The organism is Jiangella endophytica (assembly GCF_003427025.1).
In the GTDB taxonomy this organism is placed as follows: Bacteria; Actinomycetota; Actinomycetes; order Jiangellales; family Jiangellaceae; genus Jiangella; species Jiangella endophytica.
In genome coordinates this window covers 139,561-160,771 of record NZ_QVAI01000001.1, presented here as the reverse complement: position 1 = coordinate 160,771, position 21,211 = coordinate 139,561, and the positions used below count along the sequence as shown (strand labels likewise).

At 73.6% G+C, this 21,211-nt stretch carries 21 protein-coding genes; 11 read left to right on the top strand and 10 right to left on the bottom strand.

Annotation, left to right across the window (positions count from 1 at the left end):
* Positions 1–17: 17 nt before the first annotated feature.
* Entirely contained in the window at positions 18–536 is a 519-nt protein-coding gene (locus DZA62_RS00715; protein ID WP_116946882.1) for an FABP family protein, read from the bottom strand.
* 292 nt (positions 537–828) lie between these two features.
* Here DZA62_RS00715 and DZA62_RS00710 point away from each other — a divergent pair, with 292 nt between their 5' ends.
* The gene (locus DZA62_RS00710) at positions 829–1,191 is read left to right on the top strand and encodes a DsrE family protein (protein WP_116946881.1); all 363 of its coding nucleotides are present in this window, start codon (positions 829–831) and stop codon (positions 1,189–1,191) included.
* Positions 1,192–1,413: 222 nt separating this feature from the next.
* On the opposite strand, the gene DZA62_RS00705 is transcribed toward DZA62_RS00710, so the two are convergent.
* The 5 genes from DZA62_RS00705 to DZA62_RS00685 form a co-directional block, all read right to left on the bottom strand.
* Positions 1,414–1,710, bottom strand: a complete 297-nt coding sequence (locus DZA62_RS00705; protein WP_116946880.1) for a DUF1416 domain-containing protein — start codon at positions 1,708–1,710, stop codon at positions 1,414–1,416.
* Between the two features lie 4 nt (positions 1,711–1,714).
* Complete coding sequence (locus tag DZA62_RS00700; RefSeq protein WP_116946879.1) at positions 1,715–2,563, bottom strand: sulfurtransferase; 849 nt, start codon at positions 2,561–2,563, stop codon at positions 1,715–1,717.
* Positions 2,560–3,003, bottom strand: a complete 444-nt coding sequence (locus tag DZA62_RS00695) for a DUF4395 domain-containing protein (protein WP_116946878.1) — start codon at positions 3,001–3,003, stop codon at positions 2,560–2,562. Before DZA62_RS00695 ends, DZA62_RS00700 begins: the two co-directional genes overlap by 4 nt.
* A gap of 250 nt (positions 3,004–3,253) precedes the next feature.
* The gene (locus tag DZA62_RS00690; RefSeq protein ID WP_116946877.1) at positions 3,254–3,658 is read right to left on the bottom strand and encodes a thioredoxin family protein; all 405 of its coding nucleotides are present in this window, start codon (positions 3,656–3,658) and stop codon (positions 3,254–3,256) included.
* Between the two features lie 123 nt (positions 3,659–3,781).
* A complete protein-coding gene (locus DZA62_RS00685) occupies positions 3,782–4,615 on the bottom strand; it encodes a hypothetical protein (RefSeq protein ID WP_116946876.1) in 834 nt (277 codons plus the stop codon).
* Positions 4,616–4,808: 193 nt separating this feature from the next.
* Here DZA62_RS00685 and DZA62_RS00680 point away from each other — a divergent pair, with 193 nt between their 5' ends.
* Positions 4,809–6,224, top strand: a complete 1,416-nt coding sequence (locus DZA62_RS00680) for a hypothetical protein (RefSeq protein ID WP_116946875.1) — start codon at positions 4,809–4,811, stop codon at positions 6,222–6,224.
* On the opposite strand, the gene DZA62_RS00675 is transcribed toward DZA62_RS00680, so the two are convergent.
* Both DZA62_RS00675 and DZA62_RS00670 read right to left on the bottom strand, forming a co-directional pair.
* Positions 6,221–6,499, bottom strand: a complete 279-nt coding sequence (locus DZA62_RS00675; RefSeq protein WP_116946874.1) for a MoaD/ThiS family protein — start codon at positions 6,497–6,499, stop codon at positions 6,221–6,223. The genes DZA62_RS00680 and DZA62_RS00675 overlap by 4 nt on opposite strands.
* Positions 6,500–6,506: 7 nt before the next feature.
* Entirely contained in the window at positions 6,507–7,337 is an 831-nt protein-coding gene (locus tag DZA62_RS00670) for an alpha/beta hydrolase (protein WP_198663285.1), read from the bottom strand.
* Between the two features lie 109 nt (positions 7,338–7,446).
* On the opposite strand from DZA62_RS00670, the gene DZA62_RS37375 reads away from it, so the two are divergent.
* Genes DZA62_RS37375 through mshD form a run of 3 tightly spaced genes read left to right on the top strand, consistent with a single transcriptional unit; the run spans position 7,447 to position 9,388 of the window.
* Positions 7,447–8,214, top strand: a complete 768-nt coding sequence (locus DZA62_RS37375; protein ID WP_116946873.1) for a response regulator transcription factor — start codon at positions 7,447–7,449, stop codon at positions 8,212–8,214.
* A 38-nt stretch (positions 8,215–8,252) separates the two neighbouring features.
* Positions 8,253–8,483 (top strand): hypothetical protein, encoded by a 231-nt coding sequence (locus DZA62_RS36155; RefSeq protein ID WP_198663284.1) that lies wholly within the window; start codon positions 8,253–8,255, stop codon positions 8,481–8,483.
* A gap of 2 nt (positions 8,484–8,485) precedes the next feature.
* Positions 8,486–9,388 (top strand): mycothiol synthase, encoded by a 903-nt coding sequence (mshD, locus tag DZA62_RS00655; protein WP_232827195.1) that lies wholly within the window; start codon positions 8,486–8,488, stop codon positions 9,386–9,388.
* A gap of 514 nt (positions 9,389–9,902) precedes the next feature.
* On the opposite strand, the gene DZA62_RS00650 is transcribed toward mshD, so the two are convergent.
* Positions 9,903–12,431, bottom strand: coding sequence for an ABC transporter permease (locus DZA62_RS00650; protein ID WP_116947499.1), 2,529 nt, complete (start codon positions 12,429–12,431; stop codon positions 9,903–9,905).
* 2 nt (positions 12,432–12,433) lie between these two features.
* Positions 12,434–13,165, bottom strand: a complete 732-nt coding sequence (locus DZA62_RS00645) for an ABC transporter ATP-binding protein (RefSeq protein ID WP_116947498.1) — start codon at positions 13,163–13,165, stop codon at positions 12,434–12,436.
* Between the two features lie 141 nt (positions 13,166–13,306).
* Here DZA62_RS00645 and DZA62_RS00640 point away from each other — a divergent pair, with 141 nt between their 5' ends.
* The 6 genes from DZA62_RS00640 (at position 13,307) to pstS (ending at position 21,131) form a co-directional block, all read left to right on the top strand.
* Positions 13,307–14,572 (top strand): sensor histidine kinase, encoded by a 1,266-nt coding sequence (locus DZA62_RS00640; RefSeq protein ID WP_116946871.1) that lies wholly within the window; start codon positions 13,307–13,309, stop codon positions 14,570–14,572.
* Positions 14,560–15,204 carry a response regulator gene (locus DZA62_RS00635; RefSeq protein ID WP_116946870.1) on the top strand — a complete coding sequence of 215 codons (645 nt, stop codon included), beginning with the start codon at positions 14,560–14,562 and terminating at the stop codon, positions 15,202–15,204. The genes DZA62_RS00640 and DZA62_RS00635 overlap by 13 nt, the downstream gene beginning before the upstream one ends.
* Positions 15,205–15,250: 46 nt before the next feature.
* Entirely contained in the window at positions 15,251–17,326 is a 2,076-nt protein-coding gene (locus DZA62_RS00630; RefSeq protein ID WP_116946869.1) for an RNA degradosome polyphosphate kinase, read from the top strand.
* Positions 17,323–18,861 carry a CYTH and CHAD domain-containing protein gene (locus DZA62_RS36150; RefSeq protein ID WP_198663282.1) on the top strand — a complete coding sequence of 513 codons (1,539 nt, stop codon included), beginning with the start codon at positions 17,323–17,325 and terminating at the stop codon, positions 18,859–18,861. Before DZA62_RS00630 ends, DZA62_RS36150 begins: the two co-directional genes overlap by 4 nt.
* Positions 18,858–19,778, top strand: a complete 921-nt coding sequence (locus DZA62_RS00615) for an NUDIX hydrolase (protein WP_198663281.1) — start codon at positions 18,858–18,860, stop codon at positions 19,776–19,778. The genes DZA62_RS36150 and DZA62_RS00615 overlap by 4 nt, the downstream gene beginning before the upstream one ends.
* Positions 19,779–19,982: 204 nt before the next feature.
* The gene (pstS, locus tag DZA62_RS00610) at positions 19,983–21,131 is read left to right on the top strand and encodes a phosphate ABC transporter substrate-binding protein PstS (RefSeq protein WP_198663280.1); all 1,149 of its coding nucleotides are present in this window, start codon (positions 19,983–19,985) and stop codon (positions 21,129–21,131) included.
* The last annotated feature ends 80 nt before the right edge of the window (positions 21,132–21,211 follow it).

Sequence of the window (21,211 nt, the reverse complement as noted above, 5' to 3'; positions counted from 1 at the left end):
CGCCCGGAGAGCGCGAATCAGTCCCGGGCTTCGCTCGCGCCGGCGACCCGCTTGAGCTCGGCCGACAGGTGCGGCTGCAACTCGTGGCCCATGGCCGACATCTCGTAGACGTACATGAGGGCGCCGTCGACCAGCCCATAGAGCCGGTGACCGGTGCGGTAGTCCTTGGCGGTCTCGGTCTTCAGCACGCCCCGCGTGGCCAACTCGACGCGGGCCGGCTCGGTCTGGCCGATGTAGATCTCGACGAACCCGGTCGGGTGCGTGAGCAGCACCTCGATCTCGTCGTTCTCCTGCGGCCGCCAATAGCCGGTCTCGCGCGCCGCGGGCCGTACGAGGTTGCCGTCGTCGTCGAGGATCCAGCTGCGGCTGCGATAGGTGAGGAACGGCTTGTCCGGCACGTAGCCGAACTCGACCTCCTGGCCGAACCGGAACGCCTCGATCGTCGGGTAGTCGCCGAGGCCGGCGCCCTCCCAGCGGCCGAGCAGCCACGCGATCGGCAGGCAGGCCGGGTGGAGGTCGTCGGGGATCTCGATCACGACGGACTCAGGCCTGACCCTTGAACAGCTTGTAGACCACGAGCCCGCCCATGAGGCCGGCGGCGATCGTGACCAGGACGAGGATGCTGGTGAAGACGAGTTCGAGCACCCGGCGATTCTAGCCGGGCGGCACGAGATCCATCGCCGCGGTCCCTTGCGGGAACTCCACCGGCAGCGAGACGTGCTCGTGCGCGATCGTCCAGCCGCCCGGGCCGCGCCGCAGCCCATCGGTGCCGCGGAGCCCAGTAGACGACCTCGCGGCCGGTCGCCAGCGCGTCCTAGGCTTGCCTGCATGGAGCGCACCCTCGTGGTCAAGGTCACCGCCGGCTCGGACGCACCCGAGCGCTGCTCGCAGGCGTTCACCGTCGCGACGACGGCGCTCGCGGCGGGCGCCACGGTGTCGCTGTGGCTGACCGGCGAGTCGGCGTGGTTCGCGCTGCCCGGCCGGGCCGCCGAGTTCGAACTGCCGCACGCCGCGCCGCTGCCCGACCTGCTGGAGGCGCTGCTGGCCGGCGGCTCCGTGACGCTGTGCACCCAGTGCGCAGCACGCCGCGGCATCGGCCCCGACGACGTCATCGAGGGCGTCCGCATCGCCGGCGCCCCGACCTTCGTCGAGGAGATCATGGCCGACGGCGTCCAGGCCCTCGTCTACTGAGTCCCGACCTTCGTCGAGGAGATCATGGCCGACGGCGTCCAGGCCCTCGTCTACTGAGTGCTGAGCAGGGGCCGGATCCTGAGGGATCTGGCCCCTGATTGCGGGAGCGTTCTCCATCCTGGGTGTCGCCCTGCACCAGGTCGCCGCGCTGCTGAGGTAGCAGACGACCCGCGGGGAGCGGAACGGGGCCGGCGAGTGCCGGCCCCGTTCGCGCGTGATCGATCAGCCGACGTAGACGTCGACGTCCGTGATGCCGACCTGGGCGACGACCGAGCGGTCGACCGTCTCCGCTCCCGGCGCCAGCGTGCGCAGGGTCCAGGTGCCGGGCGCGGCGAAGAACCGGAATTGGCCCGTCGCGCTGGTCGGGACCTCGGCGGTGAACTCGCCGGTGGCGTCGAGCAGCCGCACGTAGGCGCCCCCCAGGGGCGCGTCGTCACGGTGGACGACGCCCTGGATGACGGTCTCCTTGGTCACGTCGACGTCGTCCAGCGAGACGCCGCCGGTGGTGGCTCCGCACATGAGATCACGCCGTCCCGGGCTCGTCGCCGGTGGCGACCGGCACGCCGACCAGCGAGCCGTACTCGGTCCACGAGCCGTCGTAGTTCTTCACGTTCTGGATGCCGAGGATCTCGCGCAGCACGAACCAGGTGTGCGACGAGCGCTCGCCGATGCGGCAGTAGGCGATGGTGTCCTTGCCGAAGTCGACGCCGACGTCGCCGTAGAGGGCGCGCAGCTCGTCGTCGGAGCGGAAGGTGCCGTCGTCGTTGGCCGCCTTGCTCCACGGGACGTTCGCCGCGGTCGGGATGTGACCCGGGACCTGCGACACCTCCTGCGGCAGGTGGGCCGGCGCGAGCAGCCGACCGGCGTACTCGTCGGGCGAGCGGACGTCGACCAGGTTCTGCGCGCCGATGGCGGAGACGACCTCATCGCGGAAGGCGCGGATGGAGTTGTCCGGGTCCTGCGCGGTGTAGGTGGTGGCCTCGCGAGACGGCGCGGCGTCGACCAGCTCGCGGCTCTCCAGCTCCCAGATCTTCCGGCCGCCGTCGAGCAGGCGCACGTCGCCGTGCCCGTAGACCTTGAAGTACCAGTACGCGTACGCGGCGAACCAGTTGTTGTTGCCGCCATAGAGCACGACGGTGTCGTCGTTGGCGATGCCGAGGCCGCCGAGCAGCGCCTCGAACTGCTCCTTGTTCACGAAGTCGCGGCGGACCGGGTCGCGCAGGTCGGTCGACCAGTTGACCTTCACGGCACCGCGGATGTGGTTCTTGTCGTAGGCGGCGGTGTCCTCGTCGACCTCGACGAGCACCACCTTCGGGTTGTCGAGGTTCTGCTCGACCCAGTCGGCCGAGACGAGGCTGGACTCGCGGCTCATGACGCGACCTCCGTGGTGTTGGGTTGGGATGGGAACAGACGCCGGTAGGCGAGGTAGAACTCGCAGCCGAGGCAGAAGCCGAAGGCCGCGTTGAGGAACGCCGCGGCCAGGGCGGCCGCGACGGCGACGTACGCGACGACGGTGAGCCCGGCGGCGAAGGCGATGACGCCGACCACGGCGAACACCAGCCCCACAGCCTGGGCGAACCGCGGCGGCGCGGCGTCTTCGAGCTCGCCGGGCGGACCGAGCCGGGGCCGGACGAGCTTCGCGTACAGCAGCCCGTACGGCGCCCGCGGCAGCCCGAACAGCGCTCCGGCCGCGAACACCAGGCCCTGGATCGCCAGCAGCCACGCGCTGCCGGTGACCAGGACCACCGCGAGGACGACGGTGGTGAGCACGGCCGCGAATCGGGGACCCCTGGGGTCGATTCGAGTCGGCATGGTCCTCCTGACGTGGACGGAACGGAGACGATCGTCAGGAACGGCTACAGGCCGAAGGGCGCGGATTCAGACCGCGCGGCGGGGCCGTTCCCCGTCAGGGCAGACAGAGCATGGACGCGGCGCGACCGAAGTCGATGGCGCGGCGCTTCCAGAGCTCTGTGCGGAACATGACACGAGCGTACGGCGACGACCCCACGTCGTCACCGTCCGTATCAAATAACGAGATATGTCGTCTCGGGATCCGGCCAAATCAGGCAGGGAGGGCGGCGCGGACGTCCGCCAGCCGCGGCGCGCCGGTCGCCCGGCGGACGATGCGGCCAGTGCCGTCGAGGACCAGAGTGGTGGGCGTACGCAGGATGTTCAGCCGCCGGACGAGGTCGAGGTGGTGCTCGGCGTCGATCTCGACGTGGACGACGCCCTCGGTGTCGGCCGCGACGTGCGCCAGGGTGGCGCGGGCCGCTCGGCACGGCTGGCAGAACGCCGTCGAGAACTGCACCAGCGTGGCCCGCTCGCCCAGCGGCGCGCCCAGTTCGTCGGGGCCCAGCGGCTGTTCGTCCACCCTCGCCTCCACCACCCGGCCGTCGCGGGCTCGCCGCCACAGCCCGAACGCCGTGGCGGCCGCGAGCACGGCGGCAACGACCACCAGTCCTGTCACACCGGGGACAACGCGCCCACCCGTCCGGTGGATTCCCACCGGAACGGACGGGATGGAGTGTCTGACGGATATCGGCGGATGCCGGCTCCTGGACGCCGCCCGCCGAAGATCCGTCGGCCACCCCTAGCCGACGAAGATGCGGCCCAGCACGTAGGCGACCGGGGCCGCGGCGATGAACGGCAGGCTGACGCGCAGCGGCAGGAACGCGGCCGCGCCACGCGGCACGGCCGCGACCTCGGCGGAGGTCTCGGCGACCGGCGCGGCGGCGCCCACCTGGACGGCGACCGGCTCGGGCTGCGGCGTGAACTCGTCGGCCAGGCGGTCGACGGCGGCGAACGCGACGGCGGCCAGCAGGCCGGCGAACGTGGCGATGACGACGGCGCTGACGGCGGGCACGGCGTCGCCCACCCAGTCGGTGGTGAGCACCAGCGCGCCAGCGCCGAGCGCGGCGAGCAGCACACCGATGAGCCGGCGCACCGCCCGCGACAGCGGCAGCGATTCGGCCAGGCCGACCGCCCCGACGCCCAGCAGCGCCAGCCCGGCCGGGAACTCGCCGTCGCCGGACTCGCGCAGCGCCAGCCACGCGACCGGCAGCACCGCCAGCACGCACGACGTGACCGACATGGCCAGCGACGTGGTCAGCCCGGGCCGCCCGTCCCGGCGCAGCAGCTGGACCACGATGGACGCCACCAGGGTCGGGCCCAGCACCGCCGCCATGGGCGTGAGGTCGGAGCCGCCCTCGGCCCACGTCCACCCGAGGGCGCCGAGCCCGGCCGCCAGCGCGACACCGGCCGACCAGCGCGCCGCGCCGACCCTGGCCGCGGCCACGCCGCCGAGCGTGAAGATCAGGATGACCAGAGCGATGCCACCGGCCAGGAGAGTGCTCCCCGACGCCGAGGCGAGCGCCAGCACGCCCGCGAGGGCGGCGACGGCCAGCGAGGCATGAACGGAGGGCACCTTTGAATGCTTGCAGACGCGGACCGCCCACCCACGCCGAAATGACAACAACTCCACAACAGTCCGGCCGCCCCGGAGGCACGGCGTGATCTCGGTCTCGCCTGCTGGACTCCTGCCGGTCCCCTACGGTATATGGCACATCGTTTTATGTAACGGGCACACCGCGCAGGTCGTTCGAGAGGATCCACTGGACATGACGAACATACGCGGCCGCGTCGCGGCGCTCCTGGCCGTCGCCGCGGTCGCCCTGACGGCGTGCGGCGACGACTCCGAGCCGTCGGCCGGCGAGACCAGCACCGAGGCGCCGAGTGAGGCGCCGTCGGACGAGCCATCCACCCCGGAGGAGACGACGCCGCAGTTCAGCTGCCCACCTGAGCTCAGCGCCGAGCTGCCCGACGGCCTCGACCCGGAGGCCTGCTGGGCGCACCCGGACCTGGAGCGCCCGGCGCTGATCGACGGCACGGTGTTCGCCCTCGAGCCCGACGCCTCCGACCCCGCGACGGCACGCCACATCATCGCGCTGGACGCCGAGACCGGTGACCGCCTGTGGAAGTCCGAGGTGCTGCCCGGCGAGGTGTCGGCACTGCGAGCCACCGACGTCGACGGCGACCCCGGCGTGGCCGTCCTGGTCACCGAGAACGACGCCGGCGACGCGCTCACCGAGGAGTCGACGGCCTGGGGTTACCTGGCCTGGCCGGCCGACGCCGGCGGCGACGAGGGCGGCGACGCCGGCAGCGAGGACCCCGCCTTCGAGGCCGAGGTGCACATCACCGTGCCGCAGGGCGAGAATCCCCACACCGAGGTGTCCTGGACCGATCAAGGCCTGCTGGCCGGCGACTTCGTCCTGAAGCCAGGGGCCACCGAGTTCGTCCCGGTCAACCGCGATCCGGAGCCGATGGTCGTCGGCCAGTACGACCTGGACGAGGCCTTCGCCGGGATCTCCGGCGACCTGCAGGTCTCCTACGTCCGCGGCATCGCCTACACCGAGGGCGGCGCGGAGGACGGCGACACCTATGTCGGCTGGCTGGCCCGCACCTTCGACGGCGCCGAGGCCTGGAACACCGTCACGTCGACACCGAACGAGGAGGACCTGCTGTTCGCCGAGGGACCGACCCAGGTGACGGTGCTGGTCGGCCCGTACCTGCTGACCGTCACCGCGACTGACGAGAACGCCACCGCCTTCGAGGTCGCCTGGCTGGACTCGGCCACGCACGAGCCGGCGACGCCGTCGGCCGCCGACCTCGCCGGGGTGGAAGCGATCGTCGCCGACTCCAACCCGAGCAGCACCGGCGCACTGCTCTCCCCCGACGGCCGGCGTCTGTTCGTGGGCTGGTCGACACAGGCACTGATCCTCGACGTCGACGCCGGCACCGTCACCCGGGTCCCGGCCGACTTCGAGATCCACGGATCCGCGATCGACGACTCGACGCTCTTCGGCACGACCGAGAACGGCACGCTGACCATCGACCTCGCCAGCGCGGAGGCGAAGGCGATCGACCCGCCGCACGTGTCGTTCGACCTCGTCGACGGCGACCACGGCGTGGCGACTCTGAGCGAGGGCGTAGGCGAGACGTCCTACCTGGTGGGCGGCCCCCGCACGACCCCCTAACCGCGGCGCGGGCTGCTCCCGCCCGCGAACGGCGGGAGCAGCTCGATCGCCGATCCGTCGCGCAGGACGATGGCGGCGGGGTCGCGCGTCCCGGCCGGGGTGTCGTCGACGACGACGGCACAGATGTCGAGGACGGCGGCGAAGCGCGCGCTCTCGCGGTGCGCCGCCCGGGCCGCCGCCAGCGCTTCGGCGAGCGTGGCGGCGTCGACGACCTCCTCGGGGATGCCCGCCGCCGCGCGGAGTGCAGCCCAGTACCGCACTGTCACCTTCGCCATCAGGCCATCATGCCCGCATCGGGTCGACCGCGACCGTGTGCTCGTCGAGCCAGACGCCGATGCGGGTCACCAGGGACTCGGTGGCGCCGGCCTCGGCGTGCCCGAAGCCGCGCTCGAGCCAGAGCGTGCCGGCCGGCGCGGCGGCGTGCACCTGCCAGGCGTGGTGCACCGGGAAGTAGTCGTCCTTGTCGCCGTGCACCACCAGCAGCGGGACGTCCAGCTCGGCGGCCGCGGCCCGCGCGTCGATCGGGTCGGGCGTGGACCAGCCCGACGGCGAGACCCGGGTGCGGCGCAGCAGCCGCAGCAGCATGCGGCCCGGCTTGGTGAGGATGAGCCGCAGCAGAGTGCGCATGGCGGCGGTGCCGCGGTAGTGCCACTCGCCCGGAACGCTGACGGCGGCCACGGCGCCGACACCGCGGTGCAGCGCGCCGTGGCGGACCGCGACCGCGGAGCCGAGCGAGAACCCGAGCGTGGCGACCCGCCGGTAGCCGAGGGCTCGCGCCCAGCTCACGGCGGCGTCCATGTCGAGCACCTCGCGCCAGCCCAGCGTGGAGTGGCCACGCGACCGGCCGTGCCCACGAAGGTCGAGCAGGACCACTGAGGCGTGCTCGCTGAGCCAGTTGGAGATGCGCTTCATCTGCGGGCTGCGCGAGCTCTGGGTGAAGCCGTGCGCGACGACGACGGCGAGGTCGCCGTCGACGCCGTCGCGGCGGGGGAAGTAGCGGGCGTGCAGCAGCGTCCCGTCGGCCGCCTGCAGGCGGCGCGAGTGTCCGGAACGTTGCGGGCGTGCGTCCGGCAGGGGTTCTGTGACTGCCCCGGAAATGTCGAGGTCCGGCATATCAGCTATTCTCTCTCACCAAGGGACCTGGGCGACGATGCCTGCAGGTCCCTTCTGCGTTCGTGGGACCCGGCGTTCGTGTGGGACCCGGCCGACTGGAGGTCGCGACATGGCAACCATCGTCCTGCTGACCAATTCGTTGCAGCCCTCGGCCGAGGTGCTGCCGGCCCTCGGCTTCCTGCTGCACGACGTCCGGGTGCTCCCGGCGGAGGCCTCCGCGCTGGTCGACGCGCCCACGGGCGACGTCGTCGCGGTCGACGCACGGCGCGACCTCTCGCAGGCCCGGGGCCTGACCCGGCTCATCCGCACCACCGGGGTCGACGTCCCGCTGATGGCCATCGTCACCGAGGGCGGGCTGGCCGCCGTCACCGCGGAGTGGGGCATCGACGACGTCCTGCTCGACTCCGCCGGGCCGGCCGAGGTCGAGGCGCGGCTGCGGCTCGCGCAGGGCCGGCTGGCTGCCGCCGGCGACGACGCGCCCGACGAGATCCGCTCCGGCGACCTCGTCATCGACGAAGCCACGTACACCGCGAAGGTGGCCCGCCGAACGCTCGACCTCACGTACAAGGAGTTCGAGCTGCTCAAGTTCCTCGCGCAGCATCCGGGCCGGGTGTTCACCCGCGCTCAGCTCCTCCAGGAGGTGTGGGGGTACGACTACTTCGGTGGTACCCGCACGGTCGACGTCCATGTGCGGCGGCTGCGGGCGAAGCTCGGCGCCGACCACGAGTCGCTGATCGGCACCGTCCGCAACGTCGGCTACCGGTTCGTCCCTCCTCAGCAGGGCCGCTCGGGGCGCCCGACGGCCAGCGTTCCGCTCCCTGACGACACCCAGGTCGCCACCGACCGCGGCAGCATGAGCATCACGCTGTCCGACTGACGGGTAGGGTCGCTCCTGCCGGACGGCGAGGAGGACCCATGCCCGGCTACGTGGCCGAGGGACCGGCGCGCACCTGGTACGACCAGCGCGGCAACGGCGACTCGCTGGTGCTGCTGCACGGCGGCATGGTCGACGGCGAGCTGGCCGTCGTGCCCGGCACGTCGCACGTCCCCACGCAAGACAAGCCGGGGCTGGTCAACACACTCGTGCTCGACTCCCTGACCAAGGACCCGGTGGTGCCGGTCCGTCGCGCGCCCGCGGCCGGCTGAGCGTGGCGACGACGTTCACCGCGGCCGAGATCGCGGAGGTCACGGCGCTCGCCGAGCGGGCCCGGGCGGCCGACGGCGTGGCCCCGTTCTCCGACGACCTGTTCCCGGCCGCACGCTCCGGAGCGACGACGGCCGCGTTGACGGCCCGTTCCGATGCGGGCGCGCTGGCAGGAGCGGCGTACGCGGCCCCGCAGGGCGACCGCCTGGCCGCCGAACTCGTCGTCGATCCTGCCCTGCGAGGGCACGGGCTGGGCGGCGAGCTGCTCGCCGGGCTGCTGGCAGCCGTACCGGGTGAGCTGTGGCTCTGGTCACACGGCGACCACCCGGCGGCCGCAGCCCTGGCCCGGCGGCATGGTCTGGCGCGGGCCCGCGAGCTGCTGCAACTGCGCCGCCGGATCGCTCCCGGCTCGCTGCCGGAGCCCGTCCTCCCCGACGGTGTCAGGCTGCGGCCGTTCGTCGTCGGCCGCGATGAGGCGGCGTGGCTGGAGGTCAACAACGCCGCGTTCGACTGGCATCCGGAGCAGGGCGGCCAGACCCTCGACGACATCCGGTCCGCCGAGGCGGCCTCCGACTTCGACCCGGCCGGCTTCCTCCTCGCCGTCGACGCCGACGACCGGCTGCTCGGTTTCCACTGGACGAAGGTGCACCCGCACGATCCGAACCCGGGCCCCGACGGCGTCGACGAGCCGATCGGCGAGGTCTACGTCCTCGGCGTCGCCCCGGCCGCTCACGGCCGCGGACTGGGCGGCGCCCTCACCGAAGCCGGCCTGCGCCACCTGGCCGACGTCGCCGGCGTGCGCACCGTCACCCTGTACGTCGAGGGCGACAACACCGCCGCGGTGCGCCTGTACGAGCGCTCGGGCTTCACCCGCCACGCGGTCGACGTCGCCTACCGCCGCGACTGACCAGCGCCGAGCCCCGGTCCCGTCCGGTCCGGGGCGGTCCTCAGCGGCCGTGGTCATCGCCGGCGGCGCGCGGACCGGTCCGGGGCGGACGCCCGACCGACCAGTGCAGGGCGGACGCCCGACCGACCGGCGCGGGGCTGACACCCGGCCGACCGGCGCGGGGCGGACGCCCGACCGACCGGCGCGGGGCGGACGCCCGACCGACCGGCGCGGGGCGGACGCCCGACCGACCGGCGCGGGGCGGACGCCCGACCGACCGACGCGGGGCGGACGCCCGACCGACCGGCGCGGGGCGGACGCCCGACCGACCGGCGCGGGGCGGACGCCCGACCGACCGACGCGGGGCGGCCGCCAGCGCCGTGGTCGATCGGCACGGCGGCACCGGGCCCGTCGGCCCAGGCGTGCTCCCGCTTCGCGGGGCATGCATGCCTCGCAGAGCGGGAACACCCCTGCTGAACGTGATCATTTCGAGCCTCCGGAGGGGGCCGAGCCGGCCGCGTGGGGCGGGCCAGCGTCATTCCCGCAGGCCGATGGCGTCGACCGGGCGCTGCCGGAGCGCCGCCCGGGCCGGGACGCCGGTGGCCAGGAACCCGAGCAGCGCGGTCGTCAGCACGATGCCGCCGAGCCCGGCCGGTGAGATGGACGGCAGCGGCGACTCGGTGAGCCCGAGACTGACGCCGACCAGCGGCGGGAGCGCGACCAGCAGGCCGACCACGATCGACACCACGACGATGACGGCGGCCTCCACGCGCATCATGGCCAGGACGTGGCGGCGGGCGGCGCCGGCCAGGCGGAGCAGGGCGAACTCGCGGGTCCGCTCCGCCGTGGTCATGACCAGCGTGTTCACCACCGACACCGCCAGATAGGCGAGCAGCGCGAGGATCGCGACGAGGCTGGACGACGACTCCGCCGACCGCTCGGCCGAGCCGGCCGCCGTGAGGTCGGCGCCCGTGGCGGCGACCAGCCCGGGGTGGCCGGCCGCCACCCGGGCGACCGCGGCGGAGTCGCCGCCGCCGATCAGCACCCAGCTGTCGAGCCCGCTGGTGGTGTGCGCCGCCAGCTGGTCGTGCGGCAGCGTGACGTCGCCGAAGCCCAGGCCGCGGCCGTAGACCGCGACCACCGTCGGTTCGATGGGCGTGCCGTCGCCGAGGACGATCTCGACGGTGTCGCCGACCGAGGCACCGAAGGTGGCCGACGCGGTGCGGCTGAGCGCCACGGTGCCCTCGCCCAGGTCGCCGAGGTCGCCGTCGCGGACCTCGAGGTCGAGGGTGCGGCCGAGCCCGGCGGGGTCCAGCCCCTGCGCGGCGAACATCTCCTGGGCCGGGTCGCCCAGCTCGGAGTACCGGACGACGACCTGGCTGTGCACGACCGGCGTCACGGTGGCGTCGTCGCCCAGCTCGCGCCGCAGCTCGTCCGTGACCGCCGCGCCGACCCCGCCGTCCGTGCCGGTGACCACGTGATCGGCCACGACGCCGTCGACGGTCTGCCGGCCGGCCGCGGCCGCCAGCGTGCTCTGGCTGAAGAGCTGGACGGAGACGACCGCGACCGCCAGCACGATCGGCGTGACGGCCGCCGCGAGCCGGCGCGAGTTGGCCCGCAGGTTCGCCGTGGCCAGGTACCCGTGCGACGGCGACAGCCGCCGCACCGGAGCGGCCAGCAACCCGGCCGCCGCGCCCAGCACCTTCGGCCCGAGCAGCGCGACGCCGATGGACAACAGCAGGGCCCCGCCCGCTGCCCCGGCCACGCCGACCGTGCCGGGCACCAGCAGCGGCAGCCCGGAGACGAAGAACCCGAGCACGAGCAGCAGCGCCCCCGTCCGTATCCGCCCGGCGCCCAGCCGGGCCGGCTCGACGGCGCTCTCCCCCAGCGCCTCGACGGGGTTCAGCCGCGCCGGCCGGCGGGCCGCCACCCACCCGGCCAGCCGGGCCGTGAGCAGGCACAGCACGATCGCCGCGAGCCCCGGCAGCGGTCCCATCGCGAGCCGGAAGTCGGCCGGCAGCAGCCCGGACCCGGCGAACGCCCGGCCCATCGCGATCCCCACCAGGTACCCGGGCACCGCCCCGAGCACCGCGGCCGTGCTGGCCAGCATCATGACCTCGGTGCCGACCAGCCGCCGGACCTGCCGCCGTTTGGCGCCGACCGCCCGCAGCAGCGCGAACTCGCGCCGTCGCTGCCGGATCGACAGCGCCATCGTGCTCACCACGACGAACATCGCGATCAGCACGGTGGTGCCGGCCAGTGACAGCGCCATGAGCGCCAGTTCGCCACGGGCCCGGCCGATGTCGAGGAACTCGACGTGGCCGCGAGCGTCTCCGGTGTGGGTGCGGACCTCGGGCACGGCGTCGGCGATGCGGCGGGCCAGGTCAGTCGCGGCCACCCCGTCGGCCGCGACCACCCCGACGGCGTCCCACCGCCCGTCGGCGCCGGCCAGGTCACCGGCCCGCTCGTCGGTGAGGAACACCGCCGAGTCGCGGGCGTCGCCGCCGCCAGGCCGCGACACCACGCCGCTCACCGTGTACGACGACGCGACCCCGCCGACGGCCAGCTCGATCCGGTCGCCCGCTCCGACGCCCAGGGACGACGCGACGTCCTCCTCCAGCGCCACCTCGTCGGCGCGCCCGGGCGCGCCGCCGCCGTCGGCGACCGTGAACGGGGTGAGCGTCGCCGCCGACCAGCCGTGCCCGGTGACCGGCCGGGGCAGCTCGGCCACCGCGCCATCGGCCACCACGCTCACCGGCACACCCACGTCGCCGACAGCCTCGGCCACACCGGGCACCTCGGCGACCGCGTCGACCACGTCGGCCGGCAGCCGGACCCGCTCGGGCAGGGAGAGGTCGGCGTCCTCGACCACCGGCAACGCCTGCACGCCGCCCACCACGACGTCGGCACCGGCGTAGCGCTGCGGCGGCAGCCCGCCACGGAGCCCCGACTCCACCAGCACCCCGAGGGCCGTGATCAGCACCGACGCGAGCAGCACGGCGAGGAACGCACCGGCGAACCCGGCCTTGCGCCCCTTGATGGTCTTGCGCGCGATGTCTCGCATCGTCACCACGCCCCGAGCTTCGTCATCCGCTCCGCGACGAGCTCGGCGGTCGGCGCGTCCATGACCCCGGTGAGCCGGCCGTCGGCCAGGAACAGCACGCGGTCGGCGAACGACGCCGCGACCGGGTCGTGCGTCACCATGACGACCGTCTGGCCGCTGTCGTCGACGATGCTGCGCAGCAGCTCGAGCACCTGCCGCCCGGTCCGCGTGTCGAGCGCCCCGGTGGGTTCGTCGGCGAAGACCGCGTCGGGCTGCGTGACCAGGGCCCGAGCGATGGCCACCCGCTGCTGCTGGCCGCCGGAGAGCTGCGCCGGGCGACGGTCCAGGTGGTCGCCGAGCCCGACCGACTCGGCCACCCGGGCGATCCAGCGGGCGTCGATCTTGCGCCTGGCGAGCCGCAGCGGCAGCGACACGTTGTCCTCGACGGTCAAGGACGAGAGCAGGTTGTAGGCCTGGAACACGAAGCCGATGCGGTCGCGGCGCACCTCCGTCAACGCGTTGTCGGAGAGTCCGGACAGTTCGGTGTCGCCCAGCCGGACCGAGCCCGACGTCGGCCGGTCGAGTCCGGCCGCGCAGTGCAGGAACGTGCTCTTGCCGGACCCGGACGGGCCCATCACCGCGGTGAAGGTGCCGGTGGCGAGATCGACGCCGACCTCGCGCAGCGCCGTCACCCGGTTCTCGCCGCTGCCGTAGATCTTGGTCACGGCGTCGAGCCGGACCGCAGGTGCCGTCATGGTGTGCACGTCGTTTCCCCTCGTAGGACCTGGTCACGACGCTATGGAGCAGACGCGGCGGGGACGATCCGGCTGACGCCCCGATCGATGGTGGTGCTGGGTATACCGACTCTCGGGGGTCCGCTCGGGCATGCTGAGGACATGAGCTGGGTGCGGACGGCGGCCGGGGCGACGCGGCGCGCACTGCCGTTCCTGCTCCGCGGATTCCCCAGTTCGGTGGTGGCGCTCGTGCTGCTGATCCGGGTGCTGCTGGTGGCCGCGTTCACGCTCGTCGGCATCGGCTGGCTCGCCATCCCGTCGACGGTGCGGTCGGTGCGCCGCTGGGCCGGCCGCGAACGCCGCCGGATCGCGGCCTTCACCGGCCGCCCGGTCCCGGCCCCGTACGACCCGCCCGGCCGCGACGACCCGGCCACCCGCACTCGCACGCTGCTCGCCGACCCGGCCACCTGGCGCGACCTCGGCTGGGTGCTGATCCACGGCCTCACCGGCCTGGTCGCCGGTCTGCTGGCACCGGTGCTGCCACTGGGCGCCGTCAACGCCGCCGTGGTGCCGCTGTACTGGAAGGCGATGCCTGCGGACGATCCGGTCGAGGCGCCGTACGCGGTGACGTCCTGGCTCGGCGCGCTGGGCATGGTGCCGATCACCGTCGGCTGGCTGATCCTGACGCTGGTGGTGGTGCCACTGCTGGCCGGCTGGCAGGCCAGGGTGGGCCGCAGACTGCTACGACCGACCCGCGACGTCAGGCTGAGCGAGCGGGTCACCGAGCTGACGGCGACCCGCGCGGCCGCGCTCGAGGCGCACGGCGCGGAGCTGCGGCGCATCGAGCGCGACCTGCACGACGGCACCCAGAACCGCCTGGTCGGCGTCATCATGCACCTGGGCATCGCCGAGCGAGCGCTGCGCCGCGACCCGGAGTCGGCGCTGCCACTGCTGCTCAGGGCTCAGGACCAGGCCGCCGACGCGCTGGGCGAGCTGCGCGACGTCGTCCGAAGCATCTACCCGCCGGTGCTGGCCGAGCGGGGCCTCGACGGCGCGCTGGCCGCGCTGGCCGCTCGCTGCGCGGTACCGTGCACGCTTCGCGTCGACGGGCTGCGCCGGCTGCCCGCCGCGCTCGAGGCCGCCGCCTACTTCGTCGTCGCCGAGGCGCTGACGAACACCGCGAAGCACAGCGGGGCGGAGCATGCCGAGGTGACGGTGTCGCTGCGTCCGCCGGCCGACCCGGACGACGAGGAGGCGCTGGTGATCGAGGTGCGCGACGACGGCCACGGCGGCGCCGACGAGTCCGGCGGCGGTAGCGGGCTGGCCGGCATCCGCCGCCGGGTCGCCGCGTTCGACGGCCACACCGACCTCGCCAGCCCGCACGGCGGTCCGACGGTCGTGCGGGCGGTGATCCCGTGCGCGTCGTGATCGCCGAGGACGACACCCTCCTCCGCGAGGGCCTGGTGCTGCTGCTGGCCGGCGAGGGCATCGAGGTGGCCGCCGCGGTCGACAACGCCGACGACTTCCTCGCCGCCGTGCGCGCCGAGCAGCCCGACGCCGCCGTCGTCGACGTCCGGCTGCCGCCCGGCTTCACCGACGAGGGCATCGCCGCCGCCGCGGCCGCCCGGCGCGAACACCCCGGCCTGCCCGTCCTCGTGCTGTCGGCCTACGTCGAGGACAGCTACGCCACCGAGCTGCTGGCGGGCGGCGCCGACGGCGTCGGCTACCTGCTCAAGGAGCGGGTCGGCAAGGTCGAGCAGTTCCTCGACGCCCTGCACCGGGTGGTGGCCGGCGGCACCGTCATGGACCCCGAGGTGGTCTCGCAGCTCATGGTCCGGCGCCGCGCCGACGACCCGGTCCGCACCCTCACACCGCGCGAGCGCGAGGTGCTGGCGCTGATGGCGGAAGGGCTGGCCAACCCCGACATCGCCGGGCGGCTCGTGGTCACCGAGACCGCGGTGAGCAAGCACATCCGCAACATCTTCGCCAAGCTCGGCCTGGCTCACGGCGACACCGGCCACCGCCGCGTCCTGGCCGTCCTCGCCTATCTGAAGTCGTGATCGCCGCCGCTACCCAGTGTTCACTCGCGCGTGTCAGCATGGGGACATGGCGGAGCCGACCAAGCCGGAAGAGCGTTACCTCGACCGCGAGTTGTCGTGGCTCGCCTTCAACACCCGGGTGCTCGAGCTGGCCGAAGATCCCGATGTGCCGCTGCTGGAGCGGGCCCGGTTCCTGGCCATCTTCTCCAGCAACCTCGACGAGTTCTACATGATCCGCGTGGCCGGGCTGAAGCGGCGCATGGCGGCCGGCGTCGCGTTCCCGTCGGTCAGCGGCATGATGCCGCGCGAGGTGCACGAGCGCACCCTCGAGCGCACCCGCGAGCTGATGGCCCGGCAGACCCAGAGCTTCCGCAGTGACGTGCTGCCGGCGCTGGTCAAAGAGGGCATTGACATCGCCCGGTGGGACGACCTCGACGACGCCGAGCACATCCGGCTGCGGCGGCTGTTCAGCGAGCGGATCTTCCCGGTGCTGACGCCGCTGGCGGTCGACCCCGCGCACCCGTTCCCGTACATCTCCGGGCTGTCGCTCAACCTCGCCGTCGTCGTGCGCAACCCCCGCAACGCCACGGAGCACTTCGCCCGGGTCAAGGTGCCGCCGAACTTCCCGCGCTTCCTGCCGGTCGCCGAGCAGCGGTTCGTGCCGCTCGAGGACGTCATCGCCGCGCACCTGTCGCAGCTGTTCCCCGGCATGGAGGTGCTGCAGCACCACATGTTCCGGGTCACCCGCAACGAGGACGTCGAGGTCGAGGAGGACGACGCCGAGAACCTGCTGACCGCCATGGAGCGCGAGCTCATGCGGCGGCGGTTCGGCCCGGCGGTCCGGCTCGAGGTCGAGGAGACCGTCGACCCCCACGTGCTCGACCTCCTCCAGCGCGAGCTCGGCGTCAGCGACGGCGAGACGTTCATGCTGCCCGGCCCGCTCGACCTCACCGGTCTCACCGCCATCGCCGACCTCGACCGCGCGGAGCTGCGGTACCGGCCGTTCCTGCCGGCCACCCACCGCGACCTGCGCGACGTCGAGTCGGCCTCGCCGGCCGACATGTTCGCCGCCATCTCCAAGGCCGACGTGCTGGTGCACCACCCGTACGACTCCTTCTCGACCAGCGTGCAGCGCTTCGTCGAGCAGGCCGCGGCCGACCCACGGGTGCTGGCCATCAAGCAGACGCTCTACCGCACCAGCGGCGACTCCCCCATCGTCGACGCGCTCATCGACGCCGCCGAGGCGGGCAAGCAGGTGCTGGCGGTCGTCGAGATCAAGGCCCGGTTCGACGAGCAGGCCAACATCACCTGGGCGCGCAAGCTCGAGCAGGCCGGCGTGCACGTCGTCTACGGCCTGGTCGGCCTGAAGACGCACTGCAAGCTCTGCCTGGTGGTGCGCGACGAAGCCGGCGGCATCCAGCGCTACAGCCACATCGGCACCGGCAACTACCACCCGCGCACGGCCCGCATCTACGAGGACATGGGCCTGCTCACCGCCGACCCCGACGTCGCCGAGGACCTCAACCACCTGTTCAACACGCTGTCCGGCTACTCGCTGGAGTCCGACTACCAGCGGCTGCTGGTGGCGCCGCACTCGCTGCGCAGCGGCATCATCGATCGCATCGAGCGCGAGATCGAGCACCATCGCGCCGGCCGCCCGGCGAGCATCCGGTTCAAGGCCAACAGTTTCGTCGACGAGGCCGTCATCGACGCGCTGTACGAGGCGTCCCAGGCCGGGGTGCCCGTCGACATCTGGGTGCGGGGCATCTGCAGCATCCGGGCCGGTGTGCCGGGGCTGTCCGAGAACATCCGCGCTCGCAGCATCCTCGGCCGCTTCCTCGAGCACTCGCGCGTCTACTCGTTCGAGAACGGCGGCGACACCGAGCACTGGATCGGCTCCGGCGACCTCATGCACCGCAACCTCGACCGCCGGGTCGAGGCGCTGGTGCGGCTCAGCCGGCCCGAGCACCGGCAGGAGGTCGAGGGCCTGTTCGACCTCGCCTTCGACCCCGGCACCGCGTCCTGGCACCTGAGTCCCGAAGGCACGTGGGAACGGGTGCACACCGGCCCCGACGGCGAACCCCTGTCCGACATGCAGCAGGTGCTCATCGAACGCAAGCAGCGCCGGAGGTCCACCACGTGAACCGTGCGGAGCAGACCGCTCGACCGCACACCGCCCGTGAGGTCGAGCAGAAGTTCCGCGTGCACGGACTGTTCACCATCCCCGACCTCTCCACGCTGCCCGGGGTGTCGGCCGTCGACGACCTCGGCGTGGCCGAGCTGGAGTCGGCCTACTACGACACCGACGACCTGCGGCTGGCCCGCGAGAGCATCACGCTGCGCCGGCGCACCGGCGACGACGAGGGCTGGCACCTGAAGCTGCCGGCCGGCGGAGTCGGCGCCCGCGACGAGGTGCGGCTGCCGCTGGACGCCGGTGACGTGCCGCCGCCGGCACTGACCGCACTGGTCCACGTCATCACCCGGACGGCACCGCTGCGGCTGGTCTCGACGCTGCGCACCACCCGGGCCCGGCAGCTGATCCGGTCCGGCGACCACGACGCGGGCGAGCTGGTCGACGACACCGTCCACGTGGTCGGCGCCGACGGCACCGTCGCCGCCCGGTTCCGCGAGCTGGAGCTGGAGGAACGCCACGGCGGCCCGCTGATCGCGACAGTCGCGACGGCCCTCACGGAGGCCGGCGCGGTCGGCGGCGAGTTCGTCGCCAAGGTGGTCCGCGCGCTCGGCCCCAACGCGACGGCGCCGCCGGAGGTGCCGGAGCTACCGGTCCCCAGGCCGAAGGACCCGGCCCACGACACCCTGGTCGCGTACCTGTCGCTGCACGTGCGGGCGCTGCGCGCGGCCGACGTCGCGTTCCGCCGCGAGCCCGCCGACCCCGAGGCGGTCCACCAGCTGCGGGTGGCCGCGCGCCGGTTGCGCAGCGGGCTGCGCTCGTTCCGGCCGGTGCTGGACCGGCCCTGGGCCGAGGAGCTGCGCGCCGAGCTGGCCTGGTTCGCCCGCTCCCTCGGCGACCTCCGCGAGGGCGACGTGCTGCGCGAGCGGCTGGAGCACCACTGCGCCGATCTTCCGCCGGACCTGCCCGCGACCGAGGTGAAGCTGCTGCTCGCCGAGGTACTGGGCGGCTCGGTGGCCGACGCCCGGACCCGGGTCGGCGAGCTGCTCGACGACGAACGCTACCTCGCCCTGCACGACCGCCTGGTCCGCGCCGTCGCCCAGCCGCTGACCCGGCCCGACGCCGAGCGGCCGGCCCGCGACGTGCTGCCCCGGCTGGTCGAGAAGGCCTGGACGAGGCTCGACGGCGCCGCTCAGGACCTCGCCGACGACTCTCCCGACGCCGAGTGGCACGCCGCCCGGCTGGCCGCCAAGCGCGCCCGCTACGCCGCCGAGGCCGTCGCCCCCGTGCTGGGCGGCGACGCGAAGGCGTTCGCCAAGCAGATCGAGAAGATCACCGAGATTCTCGGCGAGCACCAGGACGCCGCCATGGCCGCCGCGAAGGCCCGCGAGCTGGCCAACTCCGACCACGCCTCCGCCGACGTCGCGTTCGCGCTGGGCGTGCTGGCCTCCAACGAGCGCGCGCTGGTGCACGCGGCCCGGGCCGCGTTCGCCGACGCCTGGCCGAACGTGCGACGGACGAAGTGGCGCAAATGGATGGAGACGTGAGGTCCAGGCGCGACCCGGTGCTCGCCGCCGGGGCGATCCTGTGGCGCCAGCAGCCGGACGCGCCGTCCGGCCGGGTCGAGCTGGGGCTGGTGCACCGGCCACGGTACGACGACTGGTCGTTGCCGAAGGGCAAGCTGGACGCCGGCGAATCGCTGCTGGTCTGCGCGGTCCGCGAGGTGTTCGAGGAGACCGCGCACCGGGTGACGCTCGGCCGGCCGCTGCCGCCGCAGCACTACACCGTCGCGGGCCGACCCAAGACGGTGCGCTACTGGCTGGCCGAGGCCGACCCGCACGCGGCCGAGCGACTGCCCGACCACGAGGTCGACGAGGTGGTGTTCCTGCCGGCCGGTGAGGCGGTCCGGCGGCTGACCTACGAGCGCGACGCGGAGTTGGTCCGGACGGCCCTGCGTGGGCCGCTGCACACGACACCGCTGGTGCTGCTGCGCCACGCCAAGGCGGTGTCGCGCGCCGCGTGGTCCGGGCCGGACGTCGAGCGGCCCCTGTCGCCGGAGGGGATCTCCGATCTCGATCCGCTCGGCGAGGCGCTCGCCACGCTCCGCCCGCGGCGGGTGCTGTCCAGCGACTCCGTGCGGTGCGCCGAGACCGTCCGCGCGTTCGCCCGCAAGCAGGGCCTCGTGGTCGAGCTGGAGCCGCACCTGTCCGAGGAGAGCCTGCGGGTCCCCGACGATCGCCACCCGGCCGAGGCGATCATCCGGTCGCTGCTGCGCGACGGCCCCGCCGTGCTCTGCTCGCACCGCCCGGTCCTGCCGCTGCTGTTCGACGCGGCCGGCGCCGACCCTGACGGCGGCCTGGAACCGGGCGGGTTCGCCGTCCTGCACCACGAGCACGGCCACGTCGTGGCGATCGAGCGGCACCGGCCGCGCGGCGCCGGTCCGGCGCCGGTTATCGACCTGTGACCACCCTCAACGGCAGGTCGTGACCGTCTCGCAACCGACCACGCGGCCTGTTCACGTGACGGCCATCACGCGGTCAGCGATCCGTCGCCTGCTCTGCGCCAGGCGTTCATTCCCCGTTCACTCTCAGCCGGGAACGGCGTCACCTCCGAAACCTACGTTCTAGGCGATACGCAAGGACGAACAGGTCCAGGAAGGACACCAGACGTGAACCTCAGCATCGTGCGCCGCACGCTGGCACCCGTAGCCGTCGCCAGCGCGGCCGCCCTCGTGCTGGCTGCCTGCGGCTCGGACCCCGACACCAGCAACTCGTCGAACGAAGACACTCCGGACGGCGGGAACAGCGAGGGCACCGACGGCGACGCCGGCGGCGAGTCGCTCTCCGGCACGCTGAACGGCGCCGGCGCCAGCTCGCAGGAGTCCGCGGTCCAGGCGTGGATCGCCGGTTTCCAGGGCCAGCACCCGGACGTGACGGTCAACTACGCCCCCGAGGGCTCCGGCGCCGGCCGCGAGCAGTTCACCTCCGGCGCGGTCGCGTTCGCCGGCTCCGACGCCGCCCTCGACGAGGAGGAGCTGGCCGCCGCCGAGACGGCCTGTGGCGCTCCGGCCGTCGATCTGCCGCTGTTCATCGACCCGATCGCCGTCGCCTACAACCTGCCGGGCGTCGACAACCTGCAGCTCGGCCCGGTGACGCTGGCGAACATCTTCAACGGCACCATCACCACCTGGAACGACCCGGCCATCGCCGCCGACAACCCCGACGCCACCCTTCCGGACACCGCCATCACTCCGGTGCACCGCTCGGACGAGTCGGGCACCACCGAGAACTTCGTCGAGTACCTCGCCGCGGCCGCACCGGAGGCGTGGACCTACGAGGTCAGCGGCGAGTGGCCCTCCGAGCTGCCGGGTGAGGCGGGTGCCCAGACCCCGGGCGTCATCGCCGCCGTCCAGGCCGCCGAGGGCACCATCGGCTACGCCAGCGCCGCCGCCGTCGGCGACCTGCAGACCGCCGCCATCGGCGTCGGCTCGGAGTTCGTCGAGTACTCGGCCGAGGCCGCCGCCGTCGTCGTCGACGCCTCGCCGCGCGCCGAGGGCCGGGCCGAGAACGACATCGTCATCGAACTGGCCCGCGACACCACCGAGTCCGGCGCCTACCCGATCGTGCTGATCTCGTACACCATCGTCTGCACCGCGTACTCCGACCCGGCGGTCGGCGACCTGGTGAAGGCGTACGTCGGCTACGTCGCCAGCGACGAGGGCCAGCAGGCCGCCGCCGCCGCCGCGGGCTCGGCTCCGATCTCGCCGGAGCTGCAGTCCGAGGTCCAGGCCGTCGTCGAATCGATCGAGGTCGGCTGAGTCCTATCCTGTGCACGGAGTTCCACGTCGCCGGGCGGCTCGTCCCTTGCGGGACGGACCGCCCGGCGTCCGCACGACCA

Bases quoted from the DNA above. Each gene is read 5' to 3' on its own strand.
- DZA62_RS00710 (WP_116946881.1), top strand. From the start codon at position 829: ATGGAGCGCACCCTCGTGGTCAAGGTCACCGCCGGCTCGGACGCACCC.
- DZA62_RS00705 (WP_116946880.1), bottom strand. From the start codon at position 1,710: ATGTGCGGAGCCACCACCGGCGGCGTCTCGCTGGACGACGTCGACGTG.
- DZA62_RS00700 (WP_116946879.1), bottom strand. From the start codon at position 2,563: ATGAGCCGCGAGTCCAGCCTCGTCTCGGCCGACTGGGTCGAGCAGAAC.
- DZA62_RS00695 (WP_116946878.1), bottom strand. From the start codon at position 3,003: ATGCCGACTCGAATCGACCCCAGGGGTCCCCGATTCGCGGCCGTGCTC.
- DZA62_RS00680 (WP_116946875.1), top strand. From the start codon at position 4,809: ATGACGAACATACGCGGCCGCGTCGCGGCGCTCCTGGCCGTCGCCGCG.
- DZA62_RS00675 (WP_116946874.1), bottom strand. From the start codon at position 6,499: ATGGCGAAGGTGACAGTGCGGTACTGGGCTGCACTCCGCGCGGCGGCG.
- DZA62_RS00670 (WP_198663285.1), bottom strand. From the start codon at position 7,337: ATGCCGGACCTCGACATTTCCGGGGCAGTCACAGAACCCCTGCCGGAC.
- DZA62_RS37375 (WP_116946873.1), top strand. From the start codon at position 7,447: ATGGCAACCATCGTCCTGCTGACCAATTCGTTGCAGCCCTCGGCCGAG.
- DZA62_RS36155 (WP_198663284.1), top strand. From the start codon at position 8,253: ATGCCCGGCTACGTGGCCGAGGGACCGGCGCGCACCTGGTACGACCAG.
- DZA62_RS00650 (WP_116947499.1), bottom strand. From the start codon at position 12,431: ATGCGAGACATCGCGCGCAAGACCATCAAGGGGCGCAAGGCCGGGTTC.
- DZA62_RS00645 (WP_116947498.1), bottom strand. From the start codon at position 13,165: ATGACGGCACCTGCGGTCCGGCTCGACGCCGTGACCAAGATCTACGGC.
- DZA62_RS00640 (WP_116946871.1), top strand. From the start codon at position 13,307: ATGAGCTGGGTGCGGACGGCGGCCGGGGCGACGCGGCGCGCACTGCCG.
- DZA62_RS00630 (WP_116946869.1), top strand. From the start codon at position 15,251: ATGGCGGAGCCGACCAAGCCGGAAGAGCGTTACCTCGACCGCGAGTTG.